The following is a 24,252-nucleotide window of genomic DNA, read 5'->3' on the forward strand; positions in this document are numbered from 1 at the left end:
TTTAGTATAGCAAAATTTTAAACAAATTCTGTTCTAATTGTACGAGTGTAAAACTCTGTAGTATTGGTGATTTTTATGCGTTGTATTACAAGTTTAGCAGCTTCTTCTCCCATTTTTTTGGCATTCTGATTTATAATTCTAAGTGCGGGATTCCATGCTATTTTAGAATTGTTGCAGAAGCCTGTATATGCAATTTTAACCGTGTTTAAGTTTCTCTCTATATCCATAGTTTGTGCCAACGCCAAATCATTTGCGCCAAAAATGCCATCTATATTATTTTCTTGTAATACAGGCTTAACTTTAGAAATTAACTCTTCTATAGTTGTAGCATCGATAATACTATCTTCTGTAGAAATATGATGTTTTTTTAACGCATCTGTAAATCCTTTTGCTCTTAATTTACCGTGTTGCAATTGGTTAATTAGAGATACCAAAATTGGTTTTTTACAATTTTTGTTTACTATTAAATACTCAGTAGCCTCAAAAGATGCTTTATAATCGTCAATTCTAACACTATCACACCTTTTTAAATCACTAATTCTATCAAACAGAACAAGTGGCGTACCTTGTCCTATAAGCGTATCTATGTGTTTGTATTTATTTGTAATTTCAGTTTCTTTAGATACACATATAATAACCCCATCTACATATCCACTACCTAAGAGGCTCAGGTACTTTGCTTCTTTCTCTGCAGATTCGTTACTAATACTTGTTATTAATTTGTATCCATTTTCGTCTAAATATTTTTCTACCCCAACTAATACTTTCGCATAAAAAGGGTTTAAAACACTAGGTATAATTAAACCTATATTTTTGGTGTACCCCCTTCTTAAACTAGCAGCAAAACTGTTTGGCCTGTAGTTGCATTTACGAGCAAATTCGCGTACTTTATTTTTGGTACTTATACTAATTTCTGAACTATCTGAAAGCGATTTAGACACAGTGGATATTGACAAATCTAATGCTTTTGATATTTGCGATAATGTAGGTCTTGTTTGTATCATTATTTTTGTTCTTTTCTTACGTTTTGTTCCCATTTCCAAGAAGAACTTATCATTTCATTTAACTCCCTTTTAGGTGTCCAACCTAATTTCTTTGCAGCTAATTTAGTCGCGGCATACAACTTAGGAACATCGCCTTCTCTTCTGCTTGTAATTTCATAATTAAGTTTAGAGTTGGTGACCTTTTCAAACGTTTTTACAATATCTAAAACGGAGTAGCCAATGCCTGTACCTAGATTAAAATATTCAAAAGACTTCTCTTGTTCCTTGTTAATTAATCTTTTTACAGCTAAAACATGTGCTTTTGCTAAATCTACTACGTGGATATAATCTCTAATTGGTGTACCATCTTTAGTAGGGTAGTCGTTACCATATATCATAAGCTTTTCTCTAATTCCGGCAGCTGTTTGTGTTACATACGGCATGAGATTATTAGGTATGCCAGTTGGTAATTCACCAATTAAACCGGACTCGTGTGCGCCAATAGGGTTAAAGTAACGAAGAGATATTGCGGTAAAATTAGGATCAGAATTTGTCAAATCCTCTAGTATTTCTTCAGCTACTTTTTTAGTGTTACCATAAGGAGAGAACGGACGTTTGGTCTTATTCTTTTCTGTAATAGGTAAGGTTTTAGGTAAACCGTAAACAGTTGCAGAAGATGAAAATATAAAATTTGTAATGTTATTTTTTAGTTGAGAATTAAGAGAGTTTATAAGCGAGTAAAAATTATTTTGATAATATTTTAATGGCTCTTTTACCGATTCTGCTACGGCTTTATGTGCAGCAAAATGTATCACTGCTAGTGCATCTTTATGTGCTGTAAATACCTTATCAGTTTCTGTTTCGTTTTTTAAATCGACCTTTACAAAAGTGGGTGTTTTTCCCGTAATTTGTGATATTCTATCAATTGTTTTTTCTGTAGAGTTAGATAAATCATCAAAAATAACAACTTCAAAATTACTTTCTAACAGTTCTATAACTGTATGAGACCCTATATAACCACAGCCTCCGGTTACAATTATCTTATTTTTCATCATCTAAATTATTTAGTTGCGTTAATTTGAAGTAGCTATATTAAGGAAAATAAATTAAAAACCATACTAGTACCTACTAGTTTGTTATTTTGCTTTTTTATTTTATATTTGTCATATGGGTATAGTTTCTATAAAAGGCAATTCTGGTGTGCCAAAGTATAAACAAATTATAGCTTCTGTAGAGGAGGCTATAGAACTTGGTGCATTAAAAAAAGGAGATAAGTTACCATCTATAAATAGTATTAGAGATCAACATAAACTATCCAGAGATACGGTTTTAATGGCCTTTAATGAGCTAAAAACGCGTGGTATTGTACAGTCTATAGCTGGTAAAGGATACTATTTAATTAGTGAAAATGTTAATGTAGTACAAAAAGTTTTTTTGTTGTTTGATGAGCTAAACTCTTTTAAAGAAGATTTGTATAATTCTTTTTTAGAAAGATTAGGAGCTAATGTACAGGTAGATATTTATTTTCATCATTTTAACCCAGCTATTTTTTCAAAATTAATTTATGATAATATTGGTGACTATAAGTATTATGTACTTATGCCGGCCAACTTGCAAAACATTAAGCATATTGTAGAAAAACTACCAAAAGACAAGGTTTATATATTGGACCAGACCAACGAGGAGTTGGCAGAATACCCTGCAATTTATCAGAACTTTAAAAAGAACGTTTTTGAAGGCTTACAAGAATGCTCTTTGTCAATTAAAAAATATAAAAAAATGGTTTTGTTGTTCTCACAACAGAAGCAACCACAAGGTATTTTAGAGGGGTTTAATGTTTTTTGTAAAAATAATGCTATTGCACAAGAACTAGTTTCTAGCATAAAAGAATGTACCCCTGTTAAGGGAGAATTGTATTTTATTTTGGATGATAGAAGTTTAATTATTTTAATAAAAAAGATACAACAACAGCAATTAGTTTTGGGTAAGGACATAGGTATTATTTGCTATAACGATAGTCTTTTAAAGGAAGTTGTAGAAGGTGGTATTACTACAATATCTACCAATTTTAATACTATGGGCGAACGTTTAGCAGAAATGATATTATCTAACGAGAATATACAAATAGAGAACCCAAATAGTTTAATAGTCAGAAACTCATTATAAAATGAATAAGAAGTTAATAAAAGAGGTTAAAAATAGTTTTAAACATACATTTAAAACTAAGCCACTTATGGTTTTTTCTCCGGGTAGAATTAATCTAATTGGTGAGCATACAGATTATAATGATGGTTTTGTTTTTCCTGCAGCTATAAACAAAGGTATTGCTTTAGCTATTCAAAAAAGTAAAAATAAAGTGTCTACGGTTTATGCTTTAAATAAAGAGGAAACATACCAATTTAGTTTAGATACTGTTTCTCCTTTAGAAAATGGAGGCTGGCGTAATTATATTTTGGGGGTTGTTGCAGAGCTAAAAAAACGAGGCATAGAGCTAGGTAATTTTAATATTGTTTTTGCAGGTAATATTCCCGGTGGTGCGGGTATGTCGTCTTCTGCAGCATTAGAAAACAGTGTGGTTTTTGGTTTAAATAAACTGTTTAAATTGGGTATTCCTAAAAAGGAAATGATTCTAATTTCACAACAAGCAGAACATAACTATGCAGGTGTAAAATGCGGAATAATGGACCAATACGCAAGTATGTTTGGTGTTAAAAAAAGTGCATTATTATTAGACTGTAGAACTATTAAATCTAAGTTGTATAAAATTAACTTTGGCGATTATAAGTTGCTGTTAATTAATACCAATGTAAAGCATGACTTATCTGAAAGTGCTTATAATGATAGACGAGCAGTTTGCGAAAAAGTATCTAATAAGTTAAATATAAAGGCTTTAAGAGATGCTACTGTATCAGATTTAAATACAATTAAATCAGATATTACAGAAGAAGATTACCAAAAGGCATTGTATATAATTGAAGAAAATTTAAGAGTTCAAGAATTCTCTAAAGCTATAAAAGCTGATGATATTAAACAGCTAGGAGAATTGTTGTATAAATCTCATAATGGTTTAAGTACGCAGTTTAAAGTAAGTTGTAAAGAGCTAGATTTTTTAGTAAACAACACAAAAAACAACCCAAATATTTTAGGTGCAAGGATGATGGGCGGCGGCTTTGGAGGCTGTACTATTAATCTAATTTTAAAGTCTGAAGTTAAGTCGTTTAAAAAAGAAATCTCAAGTCTTTTTAAAAAGGAGTTTGGTAAAGATTGCTCTATTTACAACGTAAAATTATCAGACGGGACACAAAAAATAAAATAACACAACCACAATTCTACTATAAAATGAATACAGATTTACAAGATTTTTCACATAAACGTTTTAATATCCTAACTGGAGAATGGGTTTTAGTTTCTCCGCACAGGGCAAAAAGACCTTGGCAAGGACAAAACGAAACTATTTCTAATGAGGTTAGGCCAGCGCATGATCCTAGTTGCTATTTATGTGCAGGAAATACTAGAATTAACGGAGAAGTAAATCCGGATTATAAAGATGTTTTTGTGTTTACTAACGATTTTGCAGCCTTGCAAACCGATTCAAAAATTTTTTCTGTTAACGACGGTTTGTTTAAAGCAGAGAGTGAGCAAGGTATTTGTAAAGTAATATGTTTTAGCCCAGACCACTCTAAAAGTTTAGCAGATATGGCTGTTAATGATATTAGTAAAGTAGTGGCAACTTGGCAAAAAGAATATGTAGAATTGGGTAGTAATGATACCATAAATTACGTTCAAATTTTTGAAAACAAAGGAGCTGTAATGGGTTGTAGTAATCCGCATCCTCACGGACAAATTTGGTCGCAATCTACCTTGCCTAATGAAATTATAAAGAAAGAAAAGGAGCAAAAAGAATATTACGCTAAAAATAAAAGTAGTCTTTTAGGAGATTATTTACAACAAGAAATAGAAGCAAACGAACGTATTATTTATAGTAATGATGATTTTGTTGTGCTTACTCCTTTTTGGGCAATTTGGCCTTTTGAGGCTATGATTGTTCCTAGGAAACAAAGTCAGGATATTAGTAAACTGTCAGCTAAAGAATCTACAGCATTTGCAGATGCTATTTCTGCTATTACTAAGGCTTATGATAAGCTTTTTAATACTTCTTTTCCGTATTCTAGTGGTATACACCAAGCGCCAACAAATGGTGAGGATAATAGCCATTGGCATTGGCATATGAGTTTTTACCCGCCATTGTTACGTAGTGCAACAGTTAAAAAGTTTATGGTTGGGTATGAGATGTTTGGTTCTCCACAAAGAGACATAACAGCAGAGCAAGCAGCAACAAGGTTAAGAGACTTAATTTAAAATAATATAAAACCTGTTTAGCAAGTAAACTATAGTAGCATGCGAAATAATATAAAACATAGTGTTTGTCAATGGTGTTTTAACGACACTCCTTTAGAAGATTTTTTAATTATAATTAAAGATCTTGGAGTAACTGCTATAGATTTAATTGGACCTAAAGACTGGCCATTACTTGCTAAACACGGTGTACATTGTGCCATGTGTAATGGTGCAGAAATTAGCTTGGAACAAGGTTGGAACAATCCGGAAAACCACCATCAACTTACAAAAAATTATACAGAATTAATACCGCAAGTAGCCGCTGTAGGTTACACTAACTTAATATGTTTTAGTGGTAATAGTAATGGTTTAGATAAGGAAACTGGTATGCAAAATTGTGTAGATGGCTTATCTAAAATATTACCGTTAGCAGAAAAGCATAATGTGGTTTTACAAATGGAATTGTTTAACCAAATAGATCATCCAGATTATATGTGCGACTCCTCTGAATGGGGAGTAAATTTGTGTAAAAAATTAGATTCTAGTAGTTTTAAGCTTCTTTTTGATATTTATCATATGCAAATACAAGAAGGAGATATTATAAGAACAATTAAGAAAAATCATCAGTATTTTGGTCATTACCACACCGCTGGTGTTCCTGGACGTAATGAAATAGACCATACGCAAGAAATAAACTACTCGGCAGTTATGAAAGCCATTGTAGATACTGGTTTTAAGGGGTATGTAGCTCAGGAATTTATGCCTTTATCAAAAAATAAAATACAATCCTTAAGAGAATCATTCTTAATATGTGATGTATAATTTTTATATTGTGAGCTGTCGCGTTTTCAATAAAGAAAATACGTTCTAAATTTTATATGGGTAAAAAAGTATATATAGTAATAGTACTATTTTTGTGTTTTTTATATGTGTCTAATGCACAGGAGAAAACACTGAATTACTCTCAGAAATTAACAATTTCAGAGGGCTTAGCTCATAACGGAGTAACTTCAATATTAGAAGACTCTAGAGGTTTTTTATGGCTTGGTACGTATGAGGGTTTAAATAAGTACAATGGGTACGAGTTTAAAGTTTATAAAAATACTTTAGAACAAAACATTTTAACCAGCAACCGTGTACGTACTATTAGTGAAGATTTAAAAGGTAATATTTGGATTGGTACAGACCAAGGTGTGTCTATTTACAATTATGAACAAGAGGCGTTTACTAAACTATACTCTAATAAAGAACTAGGTAAAGGTAATAATGGTCCCGTAGTTCGTAAAATACTAATAAACAAAAAACACAACTTAGTTTTTTGTGCCACAGAAGGCAACGGAGTTTTAATTTTTAAGGACGATTATACTTTTGTTAATCAGTTTTTTTTACCAGGAGGCTCAGAGAATAAAGATATTTCATACCTAGATGCTGTAGCTTTAGATGAAGATAACTACCTTTTTTCTACCTCTAGTGGTTTGGTGCTTTATAATATAGAAAAAGCAAAATTTAAAAAAGTTTTAAGCAAGCGTATCTTAACTAGTCCTGCTATTTTAAAGGTAGATGATAAAACAATTATTGCCGCTTGTTCTACAGGAGTTTCTGTGGTTACGTTTAAAAAAGAAAACGATTCTTTTTCTGTGCAATTGAAAGAGAGAAAGCTACAGGATAATCAATTTAATAGTATTTCTAAAGACAAACTAGGTAATATATGGTTGGGAACTTATACAGATGGCGTAGTGCGTATAGACAATGTATCAGACTTTATAAATAAAGGAAACCCTGTAACATCATCTTTTTATTTTGAAAAAGGTTTAATGCGTGTAAGTGCTATTGCGGCTGCAACTACTACGGGTTGTTGGGTGTCTACTTTTAATGAAGGTATTTATAAGTTTGATGTAGATGAAAATCCCTTTAAAAAATACACAACAGATCTTAATTACAAGCACGGTCTGTTTTCTAATAATATCTCCTCTATTTCTGCTTTAGATACCAATAGAGTTTATGTAACTGCCAGTAGAGGCGGAGTAGGACTTTTTAACACTAAAACAAGTAGTTTTGAACCTTTGCCTTTTTCTTTGCCAGAAAAATATAAACTCAGAGTTGCTGGCTTTTTTGTAGACTCCAAAGAAAACTTTTGGATTCAGATTACCAATTCTGGTCTTTTTAGAATTAAAAATGGAGAAACTGAATTAAAAAAAGTTTTAATTAATAATAAGGTTGACAAAGAATTTTTTAGACCAAGGAGAATTACTGAAGATAAAGAAGGTAATATTTGGATGGTTTTTGCAGATGAAGTTTTTAAAATAAAATTAGATGCCAAAGGAGAAATTATTAAAATAGAATCTTTATTTGATAATCCTTTTTTTAAAGATAATCAGCCCTCGTTATCTAGAGTTATGTATGTAGATCCTCTATATAATTATGTTTGGTTGGGGACAGATTTAGATGGTTTATACAGAATTAATAATTCTAGCAAAAATTTAAAAGATGCTAAAATAAAACAATTTCTAAATGATAAAAACGACAGTTTATCTCTGTCAAGTAACTTTGTAACATCTTTGGTGAGGTTGTCTAATGATGAGCTCTGGCTGGGTACAGAAGGCGGAGGTATTTGTTATGTAGAAAAAAGTAGTAGTACAAAACCAAAATTTGTTCCGTATACAGAAAAGCAAGGTTTATCTAACAATGTGGTTAAAAGTCTTTTGGCAGATGATAAAAATAACCTGTGGATTTCTACCAATATAGGCTTAAATAAGTTTGATGTTAAAGAAAGACGTTTCAGAAATTTTAATAAATCTGATGGATTACCTTTTGAGGATTTTTGGTATGCTAGTACAAAACTGAAGAACGGTAAATTTATATTTTCTGGATTAGACGGATTTTGTTTTTTTAATCCTAATGAAATATCTAACCAAGAAAGCTTGCCTAAATTACAGTTTGATGATTTTAAAATTTTTAATAAAAATATTTTTCCCGGTGATACCATAAATAATAGAGTTTTATTAGATAAGCGTATAGGAGATATTAATAAAATTCAATTAAAACACAACGAGAATGTTTTTTCTTTAGAAGTAGCAAGTCTTCATTTCTCTAACACTAGAAATCACAATATAAAATATAGGTTGCTACCATTAAATAAACAGTGGATAGAGGTTCCTTCTAATCAAAAAACAATTTATTACAATGGGTTGCAACCAGGAGAATATGAGCTAAGTGTTATGGCATCTAATTCTTTAAATGAATGGACGGCTCCCAAAAATCTTAAAATAGAAATTTTACCTCCTTTTTGGAAAACTACCTGGGCTTACCTTTTATACGCATTGCTTACTATTTGCTTTATATATGTAGTTGTACGTATTATTTTAAAAATACAATCTCTAAACCATAAGGTAGAGATAGAAAAATTAGAGAAGAGTAATGTTAATGAGGTTAATGAAGCTAAACTTCGGTTTTTTGCAAACATATCTCATGAAATAAAAACACCACTTACACTTATTTCTAGACCACTAGATATTTTAGCAGACCGATTTAAAAATAATGAAGATGCTAGTGAAAAACTTCATCTTGTGATGAGGCAATCAAAAAAAATTCAGCAATTAATAGAGCAAGTCTTAGATTTTAGAAGGGCAGATGCTAACCTATTAAAAATGAATTATTCTAGATTTGGTTTTGATGGTTTTGTAAAAGACCTAATTATAGATTTTAACTTTTTGGCAGAAAACGATTCTAAAAAGTTAGTAGTAGAAAAAGGAGATTGTAGAATAACTGTAGCGGCAGATAAAGATAAATTAGAAAAGGTTTTTAATAACTTGCTTAGTAATGCATTTAAGTATACAAGTTCTGATGATGTTATTACCATATCTTATAAAAGTGTAGATAAGGATTTAATTGTAACGGTAAAGGACACAGGTAGAGGTATAGACAGTGTAGATTTAGAGCATATTTTTGAGCGTTTTTATCAATCTCAAAAAGAAAACAATACCCACATAAGTGGTTCTGGTATAGGTTTGGCTTTTTCTAAGCGCTTGGTAGAAATGCACTATGGTTTTATTAAGGCAGAAAGTGAAGTTGGTAAAGGAACGGTAATTACCGTTAGGTTGCCAATTGTAAAAAGCAATTTGCCTACAGATAAAGATGTTCCAGAAGATTTAGACCTTCCAAAAGAAAAAGAAGTAACCATAAATAATAAGTTAATACAAGAGAACTCGCCAGCTAAAATTATTGCTACAGGAGATTTTTCCGATTCATTAATTTTTTATGCTGAAGACAATTTAGAAATGAGAAATTTTGTATCTAAATTATTGTCTAAGTTTTTTAAAGTAAAAACCTTTAGAAATGGTAAAGAATGTTTAGATGCTATGGAAGATGAGTGGCCAGACATTGTAATTAGTGATGTTCAAATGCCAGAGATGAATGGATTAGATTTATGTTTACGTATTAAATCTGATTTAAAAACAAGTCATATTCCAGTAATATTACTAACCGCTTTAAGCAATATAGAAGATCATTTACAAGGGATAAGAGATGGTGCAGATGCATACATAAAAAAGCCATTTAATGTACAACGTTTAATTACAAATACAGAAGCATTGTTATCTACACGTAAACAACTTAGAGAGCGGTATCAAATAGGTATACCTTTAACTAAGGAGAATAATAAAAATAATAGAAACGATAATGCCTTTTTGGAAAAGTTATATAGTTTAATTGAAGAAAACTTAGACAATCAAGAGTTCGATTTAAATAGCCTTGCTAAAGAATTGTATTTAAACAGAACGCATTTTTATCAAAAAGTAAAGGTGCTTACCAACCAAACACCGTTTGAGCTTTTAAAAATTTACAGACTTAAAAAAGCAGCAGAGTTACTTAGTCAAAAAGGACTAGCGGTTAACGAGGTGTATATTATGACAGGATTTAAAAGTAGAACGCATTTTGCTAAAATTTTTAAAGAGAAGTATAATATTTCTCCAGGGAAGTATGCGGCAGAGATTAATAAAAAATACGAGTCAGAGTAAAAAAAAGCCGGTTTTTAATGGTTTTTACTGAAAACTACATTAAATGTATGTTTAAGTACATAAAAAGGTAGAAACTAAGCTTTCTTTACAATGTAAGGCTAGCATTATAGCACTTACAGAATTAGTTTTTATTTTGAGTTACTATTGAAAATGAAAAGGTGCTTTGCGCCTTTTTATTTTTTTATAAAAGTACTGTTAACTCAATTTCTAAAATAACCACTTTAGACCAATTAAAATGAAAAAAGTAAAGCTGTTTTTAGTCTTTGTATTGTTTGCTGGTGTTTTTATAATGCAGGCTCAACTAGAAAAGATCGACTTTAAAAATAAAGGTATTGCCAGTATAGAAACAGGGTACACAATTACAAAAGTTCGTACGGCATTAAAGAAAAACAAAACATATATAGTAGCTACTAGTTTTGAAGGTGCAGTCTTGGGTATTTCTTATGAAGGTAAAATTCTTTGGAAAAACGAATTGTCTGGCTTTATGAACCACGATATATGGTGCCAAGATATAAATGGAGATGGCGTAGATGAAATTTTAACAGCTAACGCAGATGGTACCATTTATTGTTTAAATAGTAAGGGAAAATTACTATGGAAGTTTAAAAAGAATTCTGCTCCTATGTATGCTGTTTGTGTTGTTAAAAAAGGAGGTAAGGCATACGTTGTAGCTGGTGGTTTTGATAAGAGTATATATTACATATCTTCAACCGGAGAAATGGTTAAAGAGCTTAAATCATCTACCTATTCTATAGAAAAACCTTGGGCGCAGTTAAAAAAAGACTTGCCAGAAAGTAATGTATCTACAGCTAATTTTATAAGACCAATACCTCAAAAAAATGGGGATGATGTTTTAGCTGTTTTAGGGACTAACAATCATATGAATGTACCAGGAACAATGTATTTGTTTAAGCCACTAGAAGATGTGCCATTTAGAAAAGATAAGTTAGCAATAAAAGGTAAAAGAGTACGGGTAATAGGACATTTTGCTGTAGATGATGCAGTTGTAGAAGGAGAACAAACGGTAATTTTGGGTACCTCTGCACACTCTAATGATAGTGCTCTTTTATTATACAACCCACAAACCGGGAAGGTCACATACCATAAAAATACTAAAATACCTTTTGGGTATGATGTTACACATACAGTAACTATTAAAGACAATAATAAGACACTTTTTTTAACACGTGTTAGAAACCAAATTAGATTATTAGATCTTAATTTAAATGAAAAAAAGGTTGAGCGTATTCTAGGTAAATATGCCTTTAATGACCTATGGAAAGACCCAAAAACTGGCTATGTTATTTTGGCTAGTGCGCAAAGTGGTGGTAGTAGTATTCATGTAATTAACCCTAATAAAAAATCTTGGAAAAAGGATTTTGAAAAGTTGACGCCTCCTGGTAAAATAGCTTCAATAGTCGCAAATACAAAAGCAACAAGAGAAGATTTAAAAAAATATACTGCTAATAAGTCTAAAAGAACGCAATTGCCTGTTTATTTAATGACAGAGAAGGTGCCTTCTTCTTTAGAGTCTCTAAAAAATGAAATAACCAATAATTACCCAAGTCCGGTGTTTTTAAACTCTAAACACTTGCCAGAAGTAGAAAATTGGGATAGATCTATTTTAACAAATGAGAAATTTAGAAAAAAGAGAGACCGTAGAAAAAAGTATGTGTTAAGTCAGCAACAGGTAGTAGATTTAATTACTAAAGAATATGCAAATGCTCCTGGTTTGGCGTATTGGGCCGGACACGGAAACGATCCTTATATGTTTAGTTTAGCTACAACTAAAAAGGTTTTAGATGCTGCTAATGGTAAAAAAACGGTTCTTATTTATCCAGAGATGGAAGACCATTCTGAAGATTTAAATTTTGTGGTTAACAATTTATTGTATCCATTAGCAACCTACGCTAAAGATAAAAATGCTTCTATATTTTTACGATCTAAAAATGTATTTTGGTTAGGATCTAATTATTTAGATGCTTGGTCTGGCTTAATGTCTGGTACTTATGCAGATGTTTTTGTACCTGCTATGGAAGAAACTACAGATAAAACGATGGAGCTTAGTTTGGCTGGGAGAACTGGTATGTGGGCCAGTGGTGCTGTAAATTCTTGGGGTACGCGGGCTGTTCCAGATAATACTGCTTTTGATAGGTCTAGACAGTACGGCTCGCAACAACTACCAAATCATTTTTTAAGAATGCTAATTTTTCATACCGCAAATGGTGCACAATACATAAATAATTTTGCTGTAGACCAAGAGTATTTAAGCGTGTATTGGGAGTTAATAGCTAAAGGTGTTTTGTTTGTTCCGAAACGAGAGGAAATAGTAAGTTTTTCTCCGGTACATTTAAGTATGAAGTCGCCAAATGAGCACTTTTTAGAAGATGGATCTAACGTAAAATGGACTATAAAATATAATGAAGAATTTGAAAAAAACAATCCTTTTGTTTTTAGTAGGATGAATGGTTCTTGGCCAGGTGCTCCCGTAACAGAATGGGATTTTTCTAAATATGCAGCAGGTGTAAAAGAGCGTAGATTAAATTTTTTAGCGCCCTATAATAATGGTTTAGTTTTAATTACTCCACCACAAGAAGGTATTTTTGCCACTAAAAATGTGGCTAGAGGTTCTTTAAAATCTCATTTGCATCCTTTATATAAAAATATAACTAAAGAATATATTACAGATGGGGAATCTTACTTTTCAAAAGATGGTAAGCAAACATATGCGGCAGATACATACTATAAAACAGTAGAAAAATCTATAAAAGAAAGTGCAAAACTTTTACCTATTACCGTAGACGGTGATGTTGCTTGGGTGGTTGCTCAAATTGCACCAAAAACACTTAGGTTAACGCTTATAGATAATGGGTATCTTAACCCAAGTAATAAACAGGCAACTATACACTTTAATACTGTTGCTCCTGTAAAAATAACAGACGTTTTAAATAAAGAAATTTTTAAGGTTAAAGGTGAAGCTGCATCAACAACAATAAATGTTCCTTTGGGCTTATTTCGTTTTATAGATGTTGAGCTAGCCAAAGAGTTAAAATAAGCTTTGCTTAAGATAGTATGGTGTTTATTATTTAGAACTACATTTTATTTATTTACAAGTACAAACAAGAACAAACTCATAATTAAGTTTACGTTAAGTAAAAACTTAAAAATATAATTATGAAAATTGTAAAAATCACTTTGGTGCTATGCTCTTTGTGTTTTGCGACTTCCGCTATTGCACAGGATAAAGAGGCCAAAACTAAAAAGAAATTTAGTAGGATAGATACCAATAAGGATAACGCAATTGACATAGCAGAAATAACTACTTTCTACAAAGATAAAACCAATAAAAAAGGAGAGAAAATTGATGCAGAATTATTGTTTCTTGGTTTGGATGCGGATGCAAATAATAGTATTACTCTTCAAGAGTTTGGACAAAAAGTAAATTGGAAAGCAGCCAAAGAAAAGAGAAAAGCCAATAAGAAGTAGAGCTACTTTCTTCAGTTAAAATAGTAATATCAATTTATACCCTTATCAAATGAAGTGTGTTTTAAAAAAGGTAACTTTTATTGCTTTTAGTGTTCTTGCATTAGCTAGTTGCGACACTAACAAAAACGATAAAAAAACAGAAAATAAAGTAGCAGATATAATTGCGAACCCAGCAGCACCAAATATAATTTTATTTGTAGCAGATGATCACGGTATAGATGCTTTAGGTGCTTATGGTAATACTGTAATAAAAACCCCAAACTTAGATAAGTTGGCTACAGAAGGCACAAAATATACAAATGCCTATTGTACAAGTGCTAGTTGTGCGGCCAGTAGATCTGTAATATTAACGGGTAAATTTGGACACGCAACTGGGTCTTATGGTCACGTGCATGACTATCATCATTTTAGTACGTATGACTCTATTACCTCATTACCAATTTTATTAAGTAAAGCCGGTTATGAAACTGCTCGTATAGGTAAGTATCATGTGGCTCCAGAAAAGGTATATCATTTTAATACTGTTCTAGAGGCAAATCCAAGAAATACAGTAGAAATGGCAGATAAATGCGCAAGTGTATTAAAATCTGATAAACCATTTTTTCTATATTTCTGTACAGATGATCCCCACCGTGGACAACCTTTTACTCCAGAGGAATGGGATGTGCCAAACAGCTTTGGTAATAAAAAAGAAGGGTATAAAGATGTAGAAACGGTTACCTATAATCCAGATGATGTTTTAGTGCCATCATTTTTACCAAATACCAAGCAAACAAGAGAAGAAATTGCCCAGTATTACCAAAGTATTTCTAGAATAGATCAGGGTTTTGGTAAGCTTATGGCAATGCTAAAGGCAGAAGGTAAAGATAAAAACACTGTTGTTATTTATATTTCAGATAACGGAATGGCATTTCCAGGAGCCAAAACTTCTGTGCATGAACCAGGAATTAAATTACCGTGTATTATAAAAGATCCAACTGTTAAGGAAACAAATGTAACAAGCAGCGCAATGGTTTCTTGGGTAGATTTAACGCCAACTATTTTAGATATGGCTAAAGTAAACTACAATAAAAATAAGTTTCACGGTACTTCTTTTAAATCTACAATTGGAAAAAATGAAGCAAAAGATTTTAATGAAATTTATGCGTCACATACGTTTCATGAAATTACAATGTATTACCCAATGCGTGTGGTTAGGAGTAACAATTACAAACTTATTTGGAATATAGCTTACCGCTTAGAGTATCCTTTTGCATCAGACCTTTGGGCATCTTCTACGTGGCAAAGTGTGTACAGAACGCACCAAGAGTATTTTGGGCCTAAAAAAGTAAAAGACTTTTTGTTTAGACCAGAGTTTGAGCTTTATGATTTAGATAAAGATCCTAATGAGTTAAACAATTTAGCAGATAAAGAAGCTTATAAAAACACATTAGAAAGTTTAAAAACGAAGCTTAAAAATTTTCAGACAAAAACATCAGATCCTTGGAAAATTATGTGGAACCATGATGCAACGTTACAAGGAACAGGAGTAAACTTATAATAGCAATCTTTAAATGAATAAAATATCAAAATTATTACTTGCATTTACTTTAGCTTTTAGCAGTGTTTATGCTACAGAAACTATACATATAAGTCATTCTAAAGAAGACATGTCTTATACCGTTAGGCAAGCTATAGAAAATGCAAAGGATAAAGATATTGAGTTAGTTTTTGAAAAAGGAGACTATACGTTTTTAACGGATTATGCCGTTGGTAAATACCTATATGTTACGAATCACGGTAACGGATTTAAAAAAATAATTTTCAATTTTGAAGGTTTTAATTCTGTTGTTATAAATGGCAACAATTCTAAGTTTATTTTTCACGGTCAGACTGCTCCTTTTGTTTTTAAAGGTTGCTCTAAAATAGACGTTAAAAATGTAACATTAGATTGGGATATTCCTTTTAGTTTTCAGGGCGATGTTGTTGCCGTTAATAAAAAGGAACATTGGTACGAGCTTAAACCTTATACAAAGGGTTTTTCTTGGAAATTGGTTAATGGTGCAATTGAGTTTCCTGGGGTTACTAATTTTAATTTCTCTTCATTAGGGAGTTCTCTACCGCATAATAAAGAGACTAAAGCTGTAGATTATGGCGCTTTTGATACTTCTTTAGATCTTAATTTGGTTGAAGAAAAAGCAAACGGAGTGCTTCGTTTTTATCAATATAACTTAAATAAATTTCCAAGGGTAGGCAGTGTTCTTCAGTCTAAAGGAGATAAAAAAAATAACCGCTATGCACCAGCTTTTTTGGTTCGTAATTCTAAAGAAATTGTATTTAACAATGTTGTAATACACCACGCTTTAGGAATGGGTTTTTTGTTTGAGCGGTCAGAAAATATCAAAATAATAAATAGTGGTATTTATATAGAAGAAGGTTCAGATCGTGTAATGTCTATTGTTGCAGATGCTACCCATTTTGCAAATTGTAAGGGAGATATACTTATTGAAAATTGCCGTTTTGAAGGGATGTATGATGATGGTACAAATGTACACGGAACATATGTAGAAGTACATAAAATTATAGATTCTAAAACTATACGTATAGCACTAAAGCACAACCAACAGTATGGGTTTGAGTTTGCAGGAGAAGGGGACGAAGTGTGGTTTATAAAAGCGCCAAGTCCTGCTAGAAAAGAAATAAATACAGTTGCTACAGTTAAAGTAATTAACGACCATTACACAGACCTTACGTTTAAAAATGATATAGCTAAAGGTCTTAAAATTGGGGATATTTTAGAAAACAAAACGTGGAATCCAAGTTTTACAATGCGTGGTAATACTATTCGCGACCATAGAGCAAGAAATATAATTATAAAAACTCCTAAGAAAATAGTAATAGAGAATAATAACTTATCGTCTATGATGTCTTCTATTATGTTAAGAGGAGAAACGTTTTACTGGTTTGAGTCTGGTAATGTAGAGGACGTAATTATTAGGAATAATAATTTTGTAGATTGTGCTTATGGAGGAGCTTCCGAACACGCTATTTTAAAGGTGTCTCCAAGGTTAGGAAAAACATTTAGTGATACTGATTTATATGATAGGAATATCACTTTTGAGAATAACACCATAGAAACTTTTGGCAACCGTATTGTTTGGGCAGATAGGGTAGATGGGTTAACAATTAAAGGAAATACCATCAAGCAGACAACAACCTTTAAACCACAATTTCCAGATGCGTATTTGTTTGATTTGATAAACTGTAAGAATGTAGAAATTATAAGTAACACGTATAAAGGCGCAGTAACTAATGGTGTGCAAGCAGATAAAACATCCAAAAAAACACTGAAAGTAAAGAAAAATAAAGGCTTTAAGTATGAGGAATAAAAGTAGTTTACTGGTATTAGTTTTTTGCTTGTTTTCTTTTTTACTACAAGCTCAAAGTTTAGAAGAGGTTGCAAAAACTAAAATAGCAACTCTTAAAAATTTGCGTGATAAGGCAAATAAAAAAGGTATAGATGTTTTAAAAGAAGACACTACCATTAGAACAGCAGAACTATTTTTAAAATATGCTAATTGGGACGAGAACAATATACAGGCAAATGAAAAAGCATTTTCACTAGTTAAAATTTACGCGGATAAAGCCGAAGAAATGGCCGCAAATCTTCCTGATTTTGAACGCGAAGATGTAATAAAAATGCTAGATGAAGCTACAGCATATTTAAAGTTGCTTTTAGATAAAAAAGTCTTTAGAACACCAAGTCCAAAAGTAGACTGGTCTAAAGTAAAAGTAGGTAAAGACCAATTGCTTTTTAACAACAAACCTGTGTTTTTGGCAGACTACACTTGGAAACCAGATGCTGCGGAGTTAAATGAGTACCACGGAAATCAAGACGGTTTTTTTGTAACTCCTTCTTATGTTGTAAAAGAAGATGGCACCATAAATTTATCTAAGAAGAATGAGTTGGTTGCTAAACCAACTGGCAACTTAGGATTTATATTTTTAAATCATAAAACAACACCAGATTGGGCTATTAAAAAATATGGAAAAGATTTTGTTATGCGTACCAATACGTATACTGCTTACGATATAGACAACCCAGGAGCAAAAGATGTACAGCAAAAATTACTAGCAGGTATTGTACCAACTATGGCTGGTAAAAACTATACTGGTTTGGGGTATATGTTGTGTAACGAACCTCATTTTTTTACTCAAAAAACAGGTGATAAACTAGCTTGGGCTTCAGGGCCAGTTTCTGCTTATACAATAGATAAGTTTAAAGTTTGGCTTAAACAAAAGCATACATCTATAGACGTATTAAACACCTTATGGCATACTAATTTTAAAGATTTTGATGCGGTACATATTCAGATACCAATAGATACAAGTTTAAGAGGTACGCCAATGTGGTACGATTGGTCTTTGTTTAATATGCACAGAGTAACAGAGTGGTATACTTTTTTAAAAGCAGAAATATTAAAGTATGATGCTAACGCTAAAGTACATTTAAAAATTATGCCTAATTTATGGACAGAGAATAAAAGAGTACACGGAATAGATTTAGAAGCGCTAACAGATTTAAGCGGAATTATAGGTAACGATTCTGGATCCGAAAACAACCATATGTGGGGTCCAAAAGAGGAGTGGGAAGACCATTATGCGCTTAATTGGAGAGAACTTTGTATGGGGTTTGATTTTATGAAATCTGTGAGTCCCAATAAACTAAATTTTAATTCCGAACTGCATTATTTATCAACTAACAAATCAAGAGATTTATACCAAGATCCTAAATATGCTAGAGCCACTTTTTGGTTGGCACACACCTATGGGATGACGGCTAGTCAAATATGGTTTTGGCCAAGAAAAGCAGACGGAGCTATATCTGAAAAAGCAACAAACGATAAAAGTTACGCAGGTAGTAATAATCAGCAACCAAGAATAACAAACGAGGTTGCCACTACATTAATAGATTTAAATGCGTACTCAGATTATATTATGGGGATGCAACGCCAAAGGAAACCATTGCGTATTTTTTATTCTAAATCTTCAGCAATAAATAAAGAGCGTCATATGGATGATGTCTTTGAGCTGTACGAGTCGCTTCATTTTAACGGTACATCGTTAGGCTTTGTAACTAAAGATATTCTTAAAAAACAAGATGCAGCTAACTGGGACGCAATTTTGGTAAGTAAAACTCAATTTATCACTTTAGAAGAACAAAAAGAATTGCAAAACTATTTAGATAATGGAGGTGTAATTATAACAGATAAGGTTAGTGTAAGCAAAGATGAATATGGGAACTCTATTACTAAACTAAAAAAGAGCAATGGCACATTAGTAGTTTGTAATTCTTTAGAAGATATTAATGAGCATGCAATGAATTTATTAAAAAATAAAAATTTGTTGCCAAAAATTACAATTACAGAAACTAATAAATTAGGAGTTAAGGGCTGTGCTTGGAAGGTAATACAGAATAAAAAAGGAGCATATGTTTTGTCTGTAGTTAACCTAGGGAAAACGGATGCAACTTTAAATATCAAATTAAAAAATGTAGAAAAAGCTGTTTGTAAGGATTTATTAAATGGTGTAAAAGTAAGTTCTAACCCAACCCTAAAACCTTATGAGGTTTTTTATGTGGAGGTTTTAGAAGCAAAATAAAACTATATGTTTAAAAATAGAAATTGGTTAAAGTTATTTACAATGTGTTTTTTGTGCATTAGTATGTCGTCTGCACAAAAAAAAGTAAAGGTTATTTTGTTGTCGGGACAGTCTAATATGGCAGGTGCTGGTAATTATGATAATTTAGATTCAGAAATAAAAAACCGAATTGTAAAAGCATCTAAAACTGTACGCTTAAGTTTTAATGGTGAAGAGGCAAAACCCTTATCTTATTATGATAACAAGCCAAGTGAAAAATATAATTTTAAAAACCGATTTGGACCAGAATTACTACTAGGTGTAAGCTTGGCAGAAAAGTATCCGAATCAAGAATTTTTAGTAGTGAAAAAGTCTATGGGAGGTACAGCCTTGTATGGTGCATGGAACCCTAATTGGACTTTGCAAAAATCGGAAGCAGTAGAAAAAGGAGAAAAGAAACATCATCTAAAATTATACAGTACCCATATACAAGATATTAAGCAAAATTTAGATCTAATTGAAAAAGAGGGGAAGACATACACTATTATTGGTCTATGTTGGATGCAAGGTGAGAATGATGCTGCGAAAGAGGTTTCTGCTAGGAGCTATAAAGTAAATTTAAAAGAATTGCACAATGCCTATAAGAGAGATTTAAACTTAGAAAAGTTACCTTTTGTTATAGGGCAAATTAACTCTACTTACGGTAGATTTAAAGAAGGTCCAGATATGGTTAGACAAGCAATGGCAGATTTTTGCAAAGAAAATAAGAATGCTATTCTTTTAAAAACAACCACAAACAGAAAATGGAAAGACTATCCTAAACACACAGACAATGTGCATTATAATGCAGAAGGACAAAAACGTTTAGGAATTGCCTTTGGAAAAAAAATTATTAAATTAAATAAATAAGAAAATGAATTTAACTAGAGTAATGGGAGTCTTGCTTATGGGGACTCTTTTAATAAGCTGCAACTCCAAGCCTAAAAAAGAAAATCAAGTTGCTATAGATTCTACAGCCCAAGACAAGGTAAACATATTATGGGTTTTTGGTGAAGATATAAGCCCTTGGATGCCTGCTTACGGAGATAGTACGGTTACTACACCAAACATAGATTTTTTAGTAGACAGTGGTGTTTTATTTAAAAATGTATATTCTATGTCTGCAGTATGTTCGCCAACTAGATCTGCAATGATTACAGGTTCTATGCCAACAACAATAGGTGCGCATAACCATAGATCGGGTAGGTCTAAAAATGTAAAAGTTACATTGCCAGAATATGTGCAAATACTACCTCAAATATTTAAAGAAAAAGGATACCATACTTTTAACGAGGGTAAGGACGATTTTAACTGGCAGTACAATTGGGACGATTATTGGACTGGCCCACATAAAGTAAATAAATTTTACGGAATAGAAGGTCACGGTAGTTGGAACGACAGAAAAGAGGGTCAGCCATTTTTTGGTGTCATAGAGTTATTTGGAGGTAAAAATAAAAATAAGCCGCCAACATTAGTTAACCCAGACTCTGTTAAAGTACCACAGTATTATCCAGATATTCCTGAGATTAGAAAAGAGATAGCGGCACATTACAATCAAATTAAAATGACCGATATTGAGATTGGTACCATTATAGAAAAACTAAAAAAAGATAATTTATACGATAAAACAATTATTATTTTTATGTCTGATAATGGCTATAAAACACCAAGAGATAAACAGTTTTTGTATGATGGTGGTTTGCATATGCCTTTGGTAATTGCTAGTCCAGGAAACCCAGAGTTATTAAATAAAAAAGGAATTCGTGAAGATATGATTAGCTTGTTAGATGTTACTGCAACTACATTGGCTTTGGCAGATATAGAAATTCCTGAGTATATGGAAAGTAAAGATATTTTTGCATCCGATTTCCATAGAGACTTTATTATTGCAGCTAAAGACAGATGCGATTTTACTATTGATAGAGTTAGAGCAGTGCGTACAAAAGACTTTAAATACATAAAGAATTTTATGACCGACAGGCCATTAATGCAACCGCAGTATAGAGACAATAGACCAACGTTTATTGCATTAATGAAAGCATTTAAAGATGGTGTTCCTTTTACCAACGACTGGTTAAAAGATTTTAGACCTGCGGAAGAATTGTACAATTTAAATGAAGATCCAGATGAAGTACATAATTTAGCTAACGATCCTAAATACGCAGATGTATTAGAAAAACTTAGAGGTAATTTAGACGATTGGATAAAAAAAACGGATGATAAAGGACAGTACCCAGAGTCTAAAGAGCAATTAAAAGTTATTTACGATCGCTGGGGAGAACGTTGTGTTAACCCGGAGTACGATGTGGTTAAAAGTGAGTAAAATCAAAATTATAAACTAAATAAAATGCGTAATTTTTTAAAAGTAAATACACTTTGTTTTTTTATAGGTACACTGCTATTTGTTTCTTGTAAAGAGAAACCAGAAAGTAAAGATGTAGCACAGGAAACAAGAAGTAAACAGCCAAATATTGTATTTATTTTGGTTGATGATCTTGGCTATGCAGATGTTGGTTTTAATGGGTCTAGTTATTATGAAACTCCAAATTTAGATGCCTTAGCTAAGGAAAGTTTGGTGTTAGATAACGCCTATATGTACCCAACATGTTCGCCATCTAGAACTGCAATTTTTACGGGTAAACAATCTTTTAGAACCGGTGTTTATACAGTGCCAGTCTTGGAAAAAGGTACGGCAGAAGAAAATATTTTTTCTAGGTGGACAGTAGGTAAAGAGCATACCATTTTTGCAGAACCATTGGCGGAAGCTGGTTACAAGGCCATACATATTGGTAAGTGGCATATTGTTGGTCCTAATCCGTTGCAAGAATTAGAAATGACTTTTCCTATACAACAGAAACTTACGCAACCAGATCCGGGAGATTATAGTTGGGTGGCAAAACATAAAACACCAGAAATACAGCAGTACTACCCAGAAGGTCGTGGTTTTATAAAAAATGTTGCGGGTACCTACCGTGGTGATCCTGCTTTGGAACCCGGTGGATACAAAAGCGTAGGTGGTGGTTATATAGCACCATTTAGCAATCCGTTTATAGAGCAGAAACCAACAGATGAATGGCTTACAGATAGACTTACAGATGAAGCTATTGAGTTTATTGGAGATCATAAAAATGAGCCTTTCTTTATAAACTTAGATTATTATGCAGTGCACGCACCTGTTAGAAAACGTAATGAAGAATTATATCAAAAATATTTAAACAAAGAGGTAGATTCTGTTACAGGTCAAGGTATTGCAGCTAAAATGAAAAGAAAAGAACATTATGCCGGTTATGCCTCTATGGTAGAATCTGTAGATGATAACGTAGCCAGAATTGTAAAGTATTTAGATGATAATGGTCTTAGAGAAAATACAATGATAATTTTAACTTCAGACAACGGGTATAATGGCGGACAAAGTAAAAACGATTTACTACGTGGTGCTAAAGGTTATATTTATGAAGGCGGAATAAAAGTACCCGCTTTGGTAAACTGGCCAGGTAAAGTACAAGCAAGAAGAAGTAAAGAAGCTATAACAGCATTAGATTTTTTCCCTACATTTTTAGATGTCGCTGGTATTAAAGATTACCAAGGTGAGTTAGATGGTAACTCTATTACACCAATATTTAAGAATGATGTAAAAGAGTTTGCAGAACGTCCTTTGTTTTGGCATTTGGCTAGTCAATGGAAACACGGTACTTGTTCTGTAATTCGTAAAAACAATTACAAGTTAATTCAGTTTTTAGCAGATGGTAAGTTAGAGTTGTACAACTTAAATGAAGATCCGTCTGAGTCTACTAACTTAGTAGAAACTAATAAAGATGTGGCTAATACTATGTTAGCAGAATTAGTAGAATGGCGCAAAGAAAATAAGGTGCCCTTGCCTCCAAATTCTATTTTAGAGTTTTAAAATATTTTACAGATAGTTAAAAATAAAATCCTTGTTAGCGTAGTAAAATGCGATAACAAGGATTTTTTTATTCATTCAATAAAGCCTGAAACTTATCTACAAAAAGACCCACGTGGTAACCATCTACCAAACCGTGATGCGCGTGTATAGATACAGACATTGTTTTTGTATTGTCTACTGTAATTAGTTTTCCAAAAGATATTTTAGGGCAGCTATCTGGGTATTTGTAATTTCTTGCGTGAGACATACTGGTAAAGTTTAACCACGGTAAAGCAGAAAAATGTATCACGTTAATTTTATCATCTTCACCAGGAAATAAACTGGTAGATTCTTGTACTCTTTTTATCACTTGTAAAGCATCATCCCTAAAAGCAATTTCATCTTCATTATAATTTACAAAAGAAAAACCAAAAGTATGGTCTGGTCTGCTTATGGTTGGTGATGCGTTTATAGTATCAAACAAATACACCTGATCATCTATAATTCTATATTTAAAATTTTCAATTTGGTTTGCTGCTTCTAATGCACGGTATAAATAATAAAGAAAGAACGAAGTGTTGTTTTCTTTTGCTTTTTTGTATGCCTTAGTACAGTCAACGGTAACCGTGATTCCAAAAAAAGGTTCATCAAACTTAGAAAAAAAGTTATAATGATCTTTTCTATTCCATGTATCAATGGCAACCAAAGTTTTAGTCATAGTCATAATTTTCAGTAAAAATAGTAAAGAAAATGGGCAACATACTTTATAATTTACAGAAATAAAAATGAAATAGTACGCTTAACTACATTATAATTACGCACCAAAACATTTATATGTATAGGAACTAGTAATTTGTTCCTATAAAGAATACAGACCAACATTTTAGCA

The 24,252-nt window shown here is 32.1% G+C and carries 16 protein-coding genes; 13 read left to right on the top strand and 3 right to left on the bottom strand.

Going from position 1 to position 24,252, the window contains the following annotated elements; all coding sequences use genetic code 11:
- Positions 1 to 17: 17 nt before the first annotated feature.
- Both M4I21_RS05775 and galE read right to left on the bottom strand, forming a co-directional pair.
- The gene (locus tag M4I21_RS05775; protein WP_249558170.1) at positions 18 to 1,004 is read right to left on the bottom strand and encodes a LacI family DNA-binding transcriptional regulator; all 987 of its coding nucleotides are present in this window, start codon (positions 1,002 to 1,004) and stop codon (positions 18 to 20) included.
- Complete coding sequence (gene galE / locus M4I21_RS05780) at positions 1,004 to 2,035, bottom strand: UDP-glucose 4-epimerase GalE (RefSeq protein WP_249558285.1); 1,032 nt, start codon at positions 2,033 to 2,035, stop codon at positions 1,004 to 1,006. Before galE ends, M4I21_RS05775 begins: the two co-directional genes overlap by 1 nt.
- Positions 2,036 to 2,150: 115 nt before the next feature.
- On the opposite strand from galE, the gene M4I21_RS05785 reads away from it, so the two are divergent.
- From M4I21_RS05785 to M4I21_RS05845, 13 genes are all read left to right on the top strand, one after another.
- Positions 2,151 to 3,149, top strand: coding sequence for a winged helix-turn-helix domain-containing protein (locus M4I21_RS05785; protein WP_249558171.1), 999 nt, complete (start codon positions 2,151 to 2,153; stop codon positions 3,147 to 3,149).
- A gap of 1 nt (position 3,150) precedes the next feature.
- The gene (gene galK, locus M4I21_RS05790; RefSeq protein ID WP_249558172.1) at positions 3,151 to 4,299 is read left to right on the top strand and encodes a galactokinase; all 1,149 of its coding nucleotides are present in this window, start codon (positions 3,151 to 3,153) and stop codon (positions 4,297 to 4,299) included.
- A 23-nt stretch (positions 4,300 to 4,322) separates the two neighbouring features.
- Positions 4,323 to 5,342 (top strand): UDP-glucose--hexose-1-phosphate uridylyltransferase, encoded by a 1,020-nt coding sequence (locus M4I21_RS05795; RefSeq protein ID WP_249558173.1) that lies wholly within the window; start codon positions 4,323 to 4,325, stop codon positions 5,340 to 5,342.
- Positions 5,343 to 5,381: 39 nt separating this feature from the next.
- The gene (locus tag M4I21_RS05800; protein ID WP_249558174.1) at positions 5,382 to 6,143 is read left to right on the top strand and encodes a hydroxypyruvate isomerase family protein; all 762 of its coding nucleotides are present in this window, start codon (positions 5,382 to 5,384) and stop codon (positions 6,141 to 6,143) included.
- Positions 6,144 to 6,199: 56 nt separating this feature from the next.
- Entirely contained in the window at positions 6,200 to 10,336 is a 4,137-nt protein-coding gene (locus M4I21_RS05805; RefSeq protein ID WP_249558175.1) for a hybrid sensor histidine kinase/response regulator transcription factor, read from the top strand.
- 235 nt (positions 10,337 to 10,571) lie between these two features.
- The gene (locus M4I21_RS05810) at positions 10,572 to 13,391 is read left to right on the top strand and encodes a hypothetical protein (RefSeq protein ID WP_249558176.1); all 2,820 of its coding nucleotides are present in this window, start codon (positions 10,572 to 10,574) and stop codon (positions 13,389 to 13,391) included.
- A 119-nt stretch (positions 13,392 to 13,510) separates the two neighbouring features.
- The gene (locus M4I21_RS05815) at positions 13,511 to 13,822 is read left to right on the top strand and encodes an EF-hand domain-containing protein (protein ID WP_249558177.1); all 312 of its coding nucleotides are present in this window, start codon (positions 13,511 to 13,513) and stop codon (positions 13,820 to 13,822) included.
- 49 nt (positions 13,823 to 13,871) lie between these two features.
- Complete coding sequence (locus M4I21_RS05820; RefSeq protein ID WP_249558178.1) at positions 13,872 to 15,362, top strand: sulfatase family protein; 1,491 nt, start codon at positions 13,872 to 13,874, stop codon at positions 15,360 to 15,362.
- A gap of 13 nt (positions 15,363 to 15,375) precedes the next feature.
- Positions 15,376 to 17,190, top strand: coding sequence for a right-handed parallel beta-helix repeat-containing protein (locus M4I21_RS05825; RefSeq protein ID WP_249558179.1), 1,815 nt, complete (start codon positions 15,376 to 15,378; stop codon positions 17,188 to 17,190).
- A complete protein-coding gene (locus M4I21_RS05830; RefSeq protein WP_249558180.1) occupies positions 17,180 to 19,462 on the top strand; it encodes a beta-galactosidase in 2,283 nt (760 codons plus the stop codon). The genes M4I21_RS05825 and M4I21_RS05830 overlap by 11 nt, the downstream gene beginning before the upstream one ends.
- Before the next feature lie 63 nt (positions 19,463 to 19,525).
- Entirely contained in the window at positions 19,526 to 20,350 is an 825-nt protein-coding gene (locus tag M4I21_RS05835; protein ID WP_249558181.1) for a sialate O-acetylesterase, read from the top strand.
- A gap of 4 nt (positions 20,351 to 20,354) precedes the next feature.
- A complete protein-coding gene (locus tag M4I21_RS05840) occupies positions 20,355 to 21,803 on the top strand; it encodes a sulfatase family protein (protein ID WP_249558182.1) in 1,449 nt (482 codons plus the stop codon).
- Positions 21,804 to 21,827: 24 nt separating this feature from the next.
- Positions 21,828 to 23,384 (top strand): sulfatase, encoded by a 1,557-nt coding sequence (locus tag M4I21_RS05845; protein ID WP_249558183.1) that lies wholly within the window; start codon positions 21,828 to 21,830, stop codon positions 23,382 to 23,384.
- A gap of 67 nt (positions 23,385 to 23,451) precedes the next feature.
- On the opposite strand, the gene M4I21_RS05850 is transcribed toward M4I21_RS05845, so the two are convergent.
- Complete coding sequence (locus M4I21_RS05850) at positions 23,452 to 24,081, bottom strand: chloramphenicol acetyltransferase (RefSeq protein WP_249558184.1); 630 nt, start codon at positions 24,079 to 24,081, stop codon at positions 23,452 to 23,454.
- Positions 24,082 to 24,252 lie beyond the last annotated feature (171 nt).

Origin of the sequence: Cellulophaga sp. 20_2_10 (assembly GCF_023476645.1) — a bacterium.
Lineage (GTDB): Bacteria > Bacteroidota > Bacteroidia > Flavobacteriales > Flavobacteriaceae > Cellulophaga.

Excerpts from the sequence above, each read along its gene's own strand:
- M4I21_RS05775 (WP_249558170.1), bottom strand. The coding sequence starts at position 1,004 with ATGATACAAACAAGACCTACATTATCGCAAATATCAAAAGCATTAGAT.
- galE (WP_249558285.1), bottom strand. The coding sequence starts at position 2,035 with ATGAAAAATAAGATAATTGTAACCGGAGGCTGTGGTTATATAGGGTCT.
- M4I21_RS05785 (WP_249558171.1), top strand. The coding sequence starts at position 2,151 with ATGGGTATAGTTTCTATAAAAGGCAATTCTGGTGTGCCAAAGTATAAA.
- galK (WP_249558172.1), top strand. The coding sequence starts at position 3,151 with ATGAATAAGAAGTTAATAAAAGAGGTTAAAAATAGTTTTAAACATACA.
- M4I21_RS05795 (WP_249558173.1), top strand. The coding sequence starts at position 4,323 with ATGAATACAGATTTACAAGATTTTTCACATAAACGTTTTAATATCCTA.
- M4I21_RS05800 (WP_249558174.1), top strand. The coding sequence starts at position 5,382 with ATGCGAAATAATATAAAACATAGTGTTTGTCAATGGTGTTTTAACGAC.
- M4I21_RS05805 (WP_249558175.1), top strand. The coding sequence starts at position 6,200 with ATGGGTAAAAAAGTATATATAGTAATAGTACTATTTTTGTGTTTTTTA.
- M4I21_RS05810 (WP_249558176.1), top strand. The coding sequence starts at position 10,572 with ATGAAAAAAGTAAAGCTGTTTTTAGTCTTTGTATTGTTTGCTGGTGTT.
- M4I21_RS05815 (WP_249558177.1), top strand. The coding sequence starts at position 13,511 with ATGAAAATTGTAAAAATCACTTTGGTGCTATGCTCTTTGTGTTTTGCG.
- M4I21_RS05820 (WP_249558178.1), top strand. The coding sequence starts at position 13,872 with ATGAAGTGTGTTTTAAAAAAGGTAACTTTTATTGCTTTTAGTGTTCTT.
- M4I21_RS05825 (WP_249558179.1), top strand. The coding sequence starts at position 15,376 with ATGAATAAAATATCAAAATTATTACTTGCATTTACTTTAGCTTTTAGC.
- M4I21_RS05830 (WP_249558180.1), top strand. The coding sequence starts at position 17,180 with ATGAGGAATAAAAGTAGTTTACTGGTATTAGTTTTTTGCTTGTTTTCT.
- M4I21_RS05835 (WP_249558181.1), top strand. The coding sequence starts at position 19,526 with ATGTCGTCTGCACAAAAAAAAGTAAAGGTTATTTTGTTGTCGGGACAG.
- M4I21_RS05840 (WP_249558182.1), top strand. The coding sequence starts at position 20,355 with ATGAATTTAACTAGAGTAATGGGAGTCTTGCTTATGGGGACTCTTTTA.
- M4I21_RS05845 (WP_249558183.1), top strand. The coding sequence starts at position 21,828 with ATGCGTAATTTTTTAAAAGTAAATACACTTTGTTTTTTTATAGGTACA.
- M4I21_RS05850 (WP_249558184.1), bottom strand. The coding sequence starts at position 24,081 with ATGACTAAAACTTTGGTTGCCATTGATACATGGAATAGAAAAGATCAT.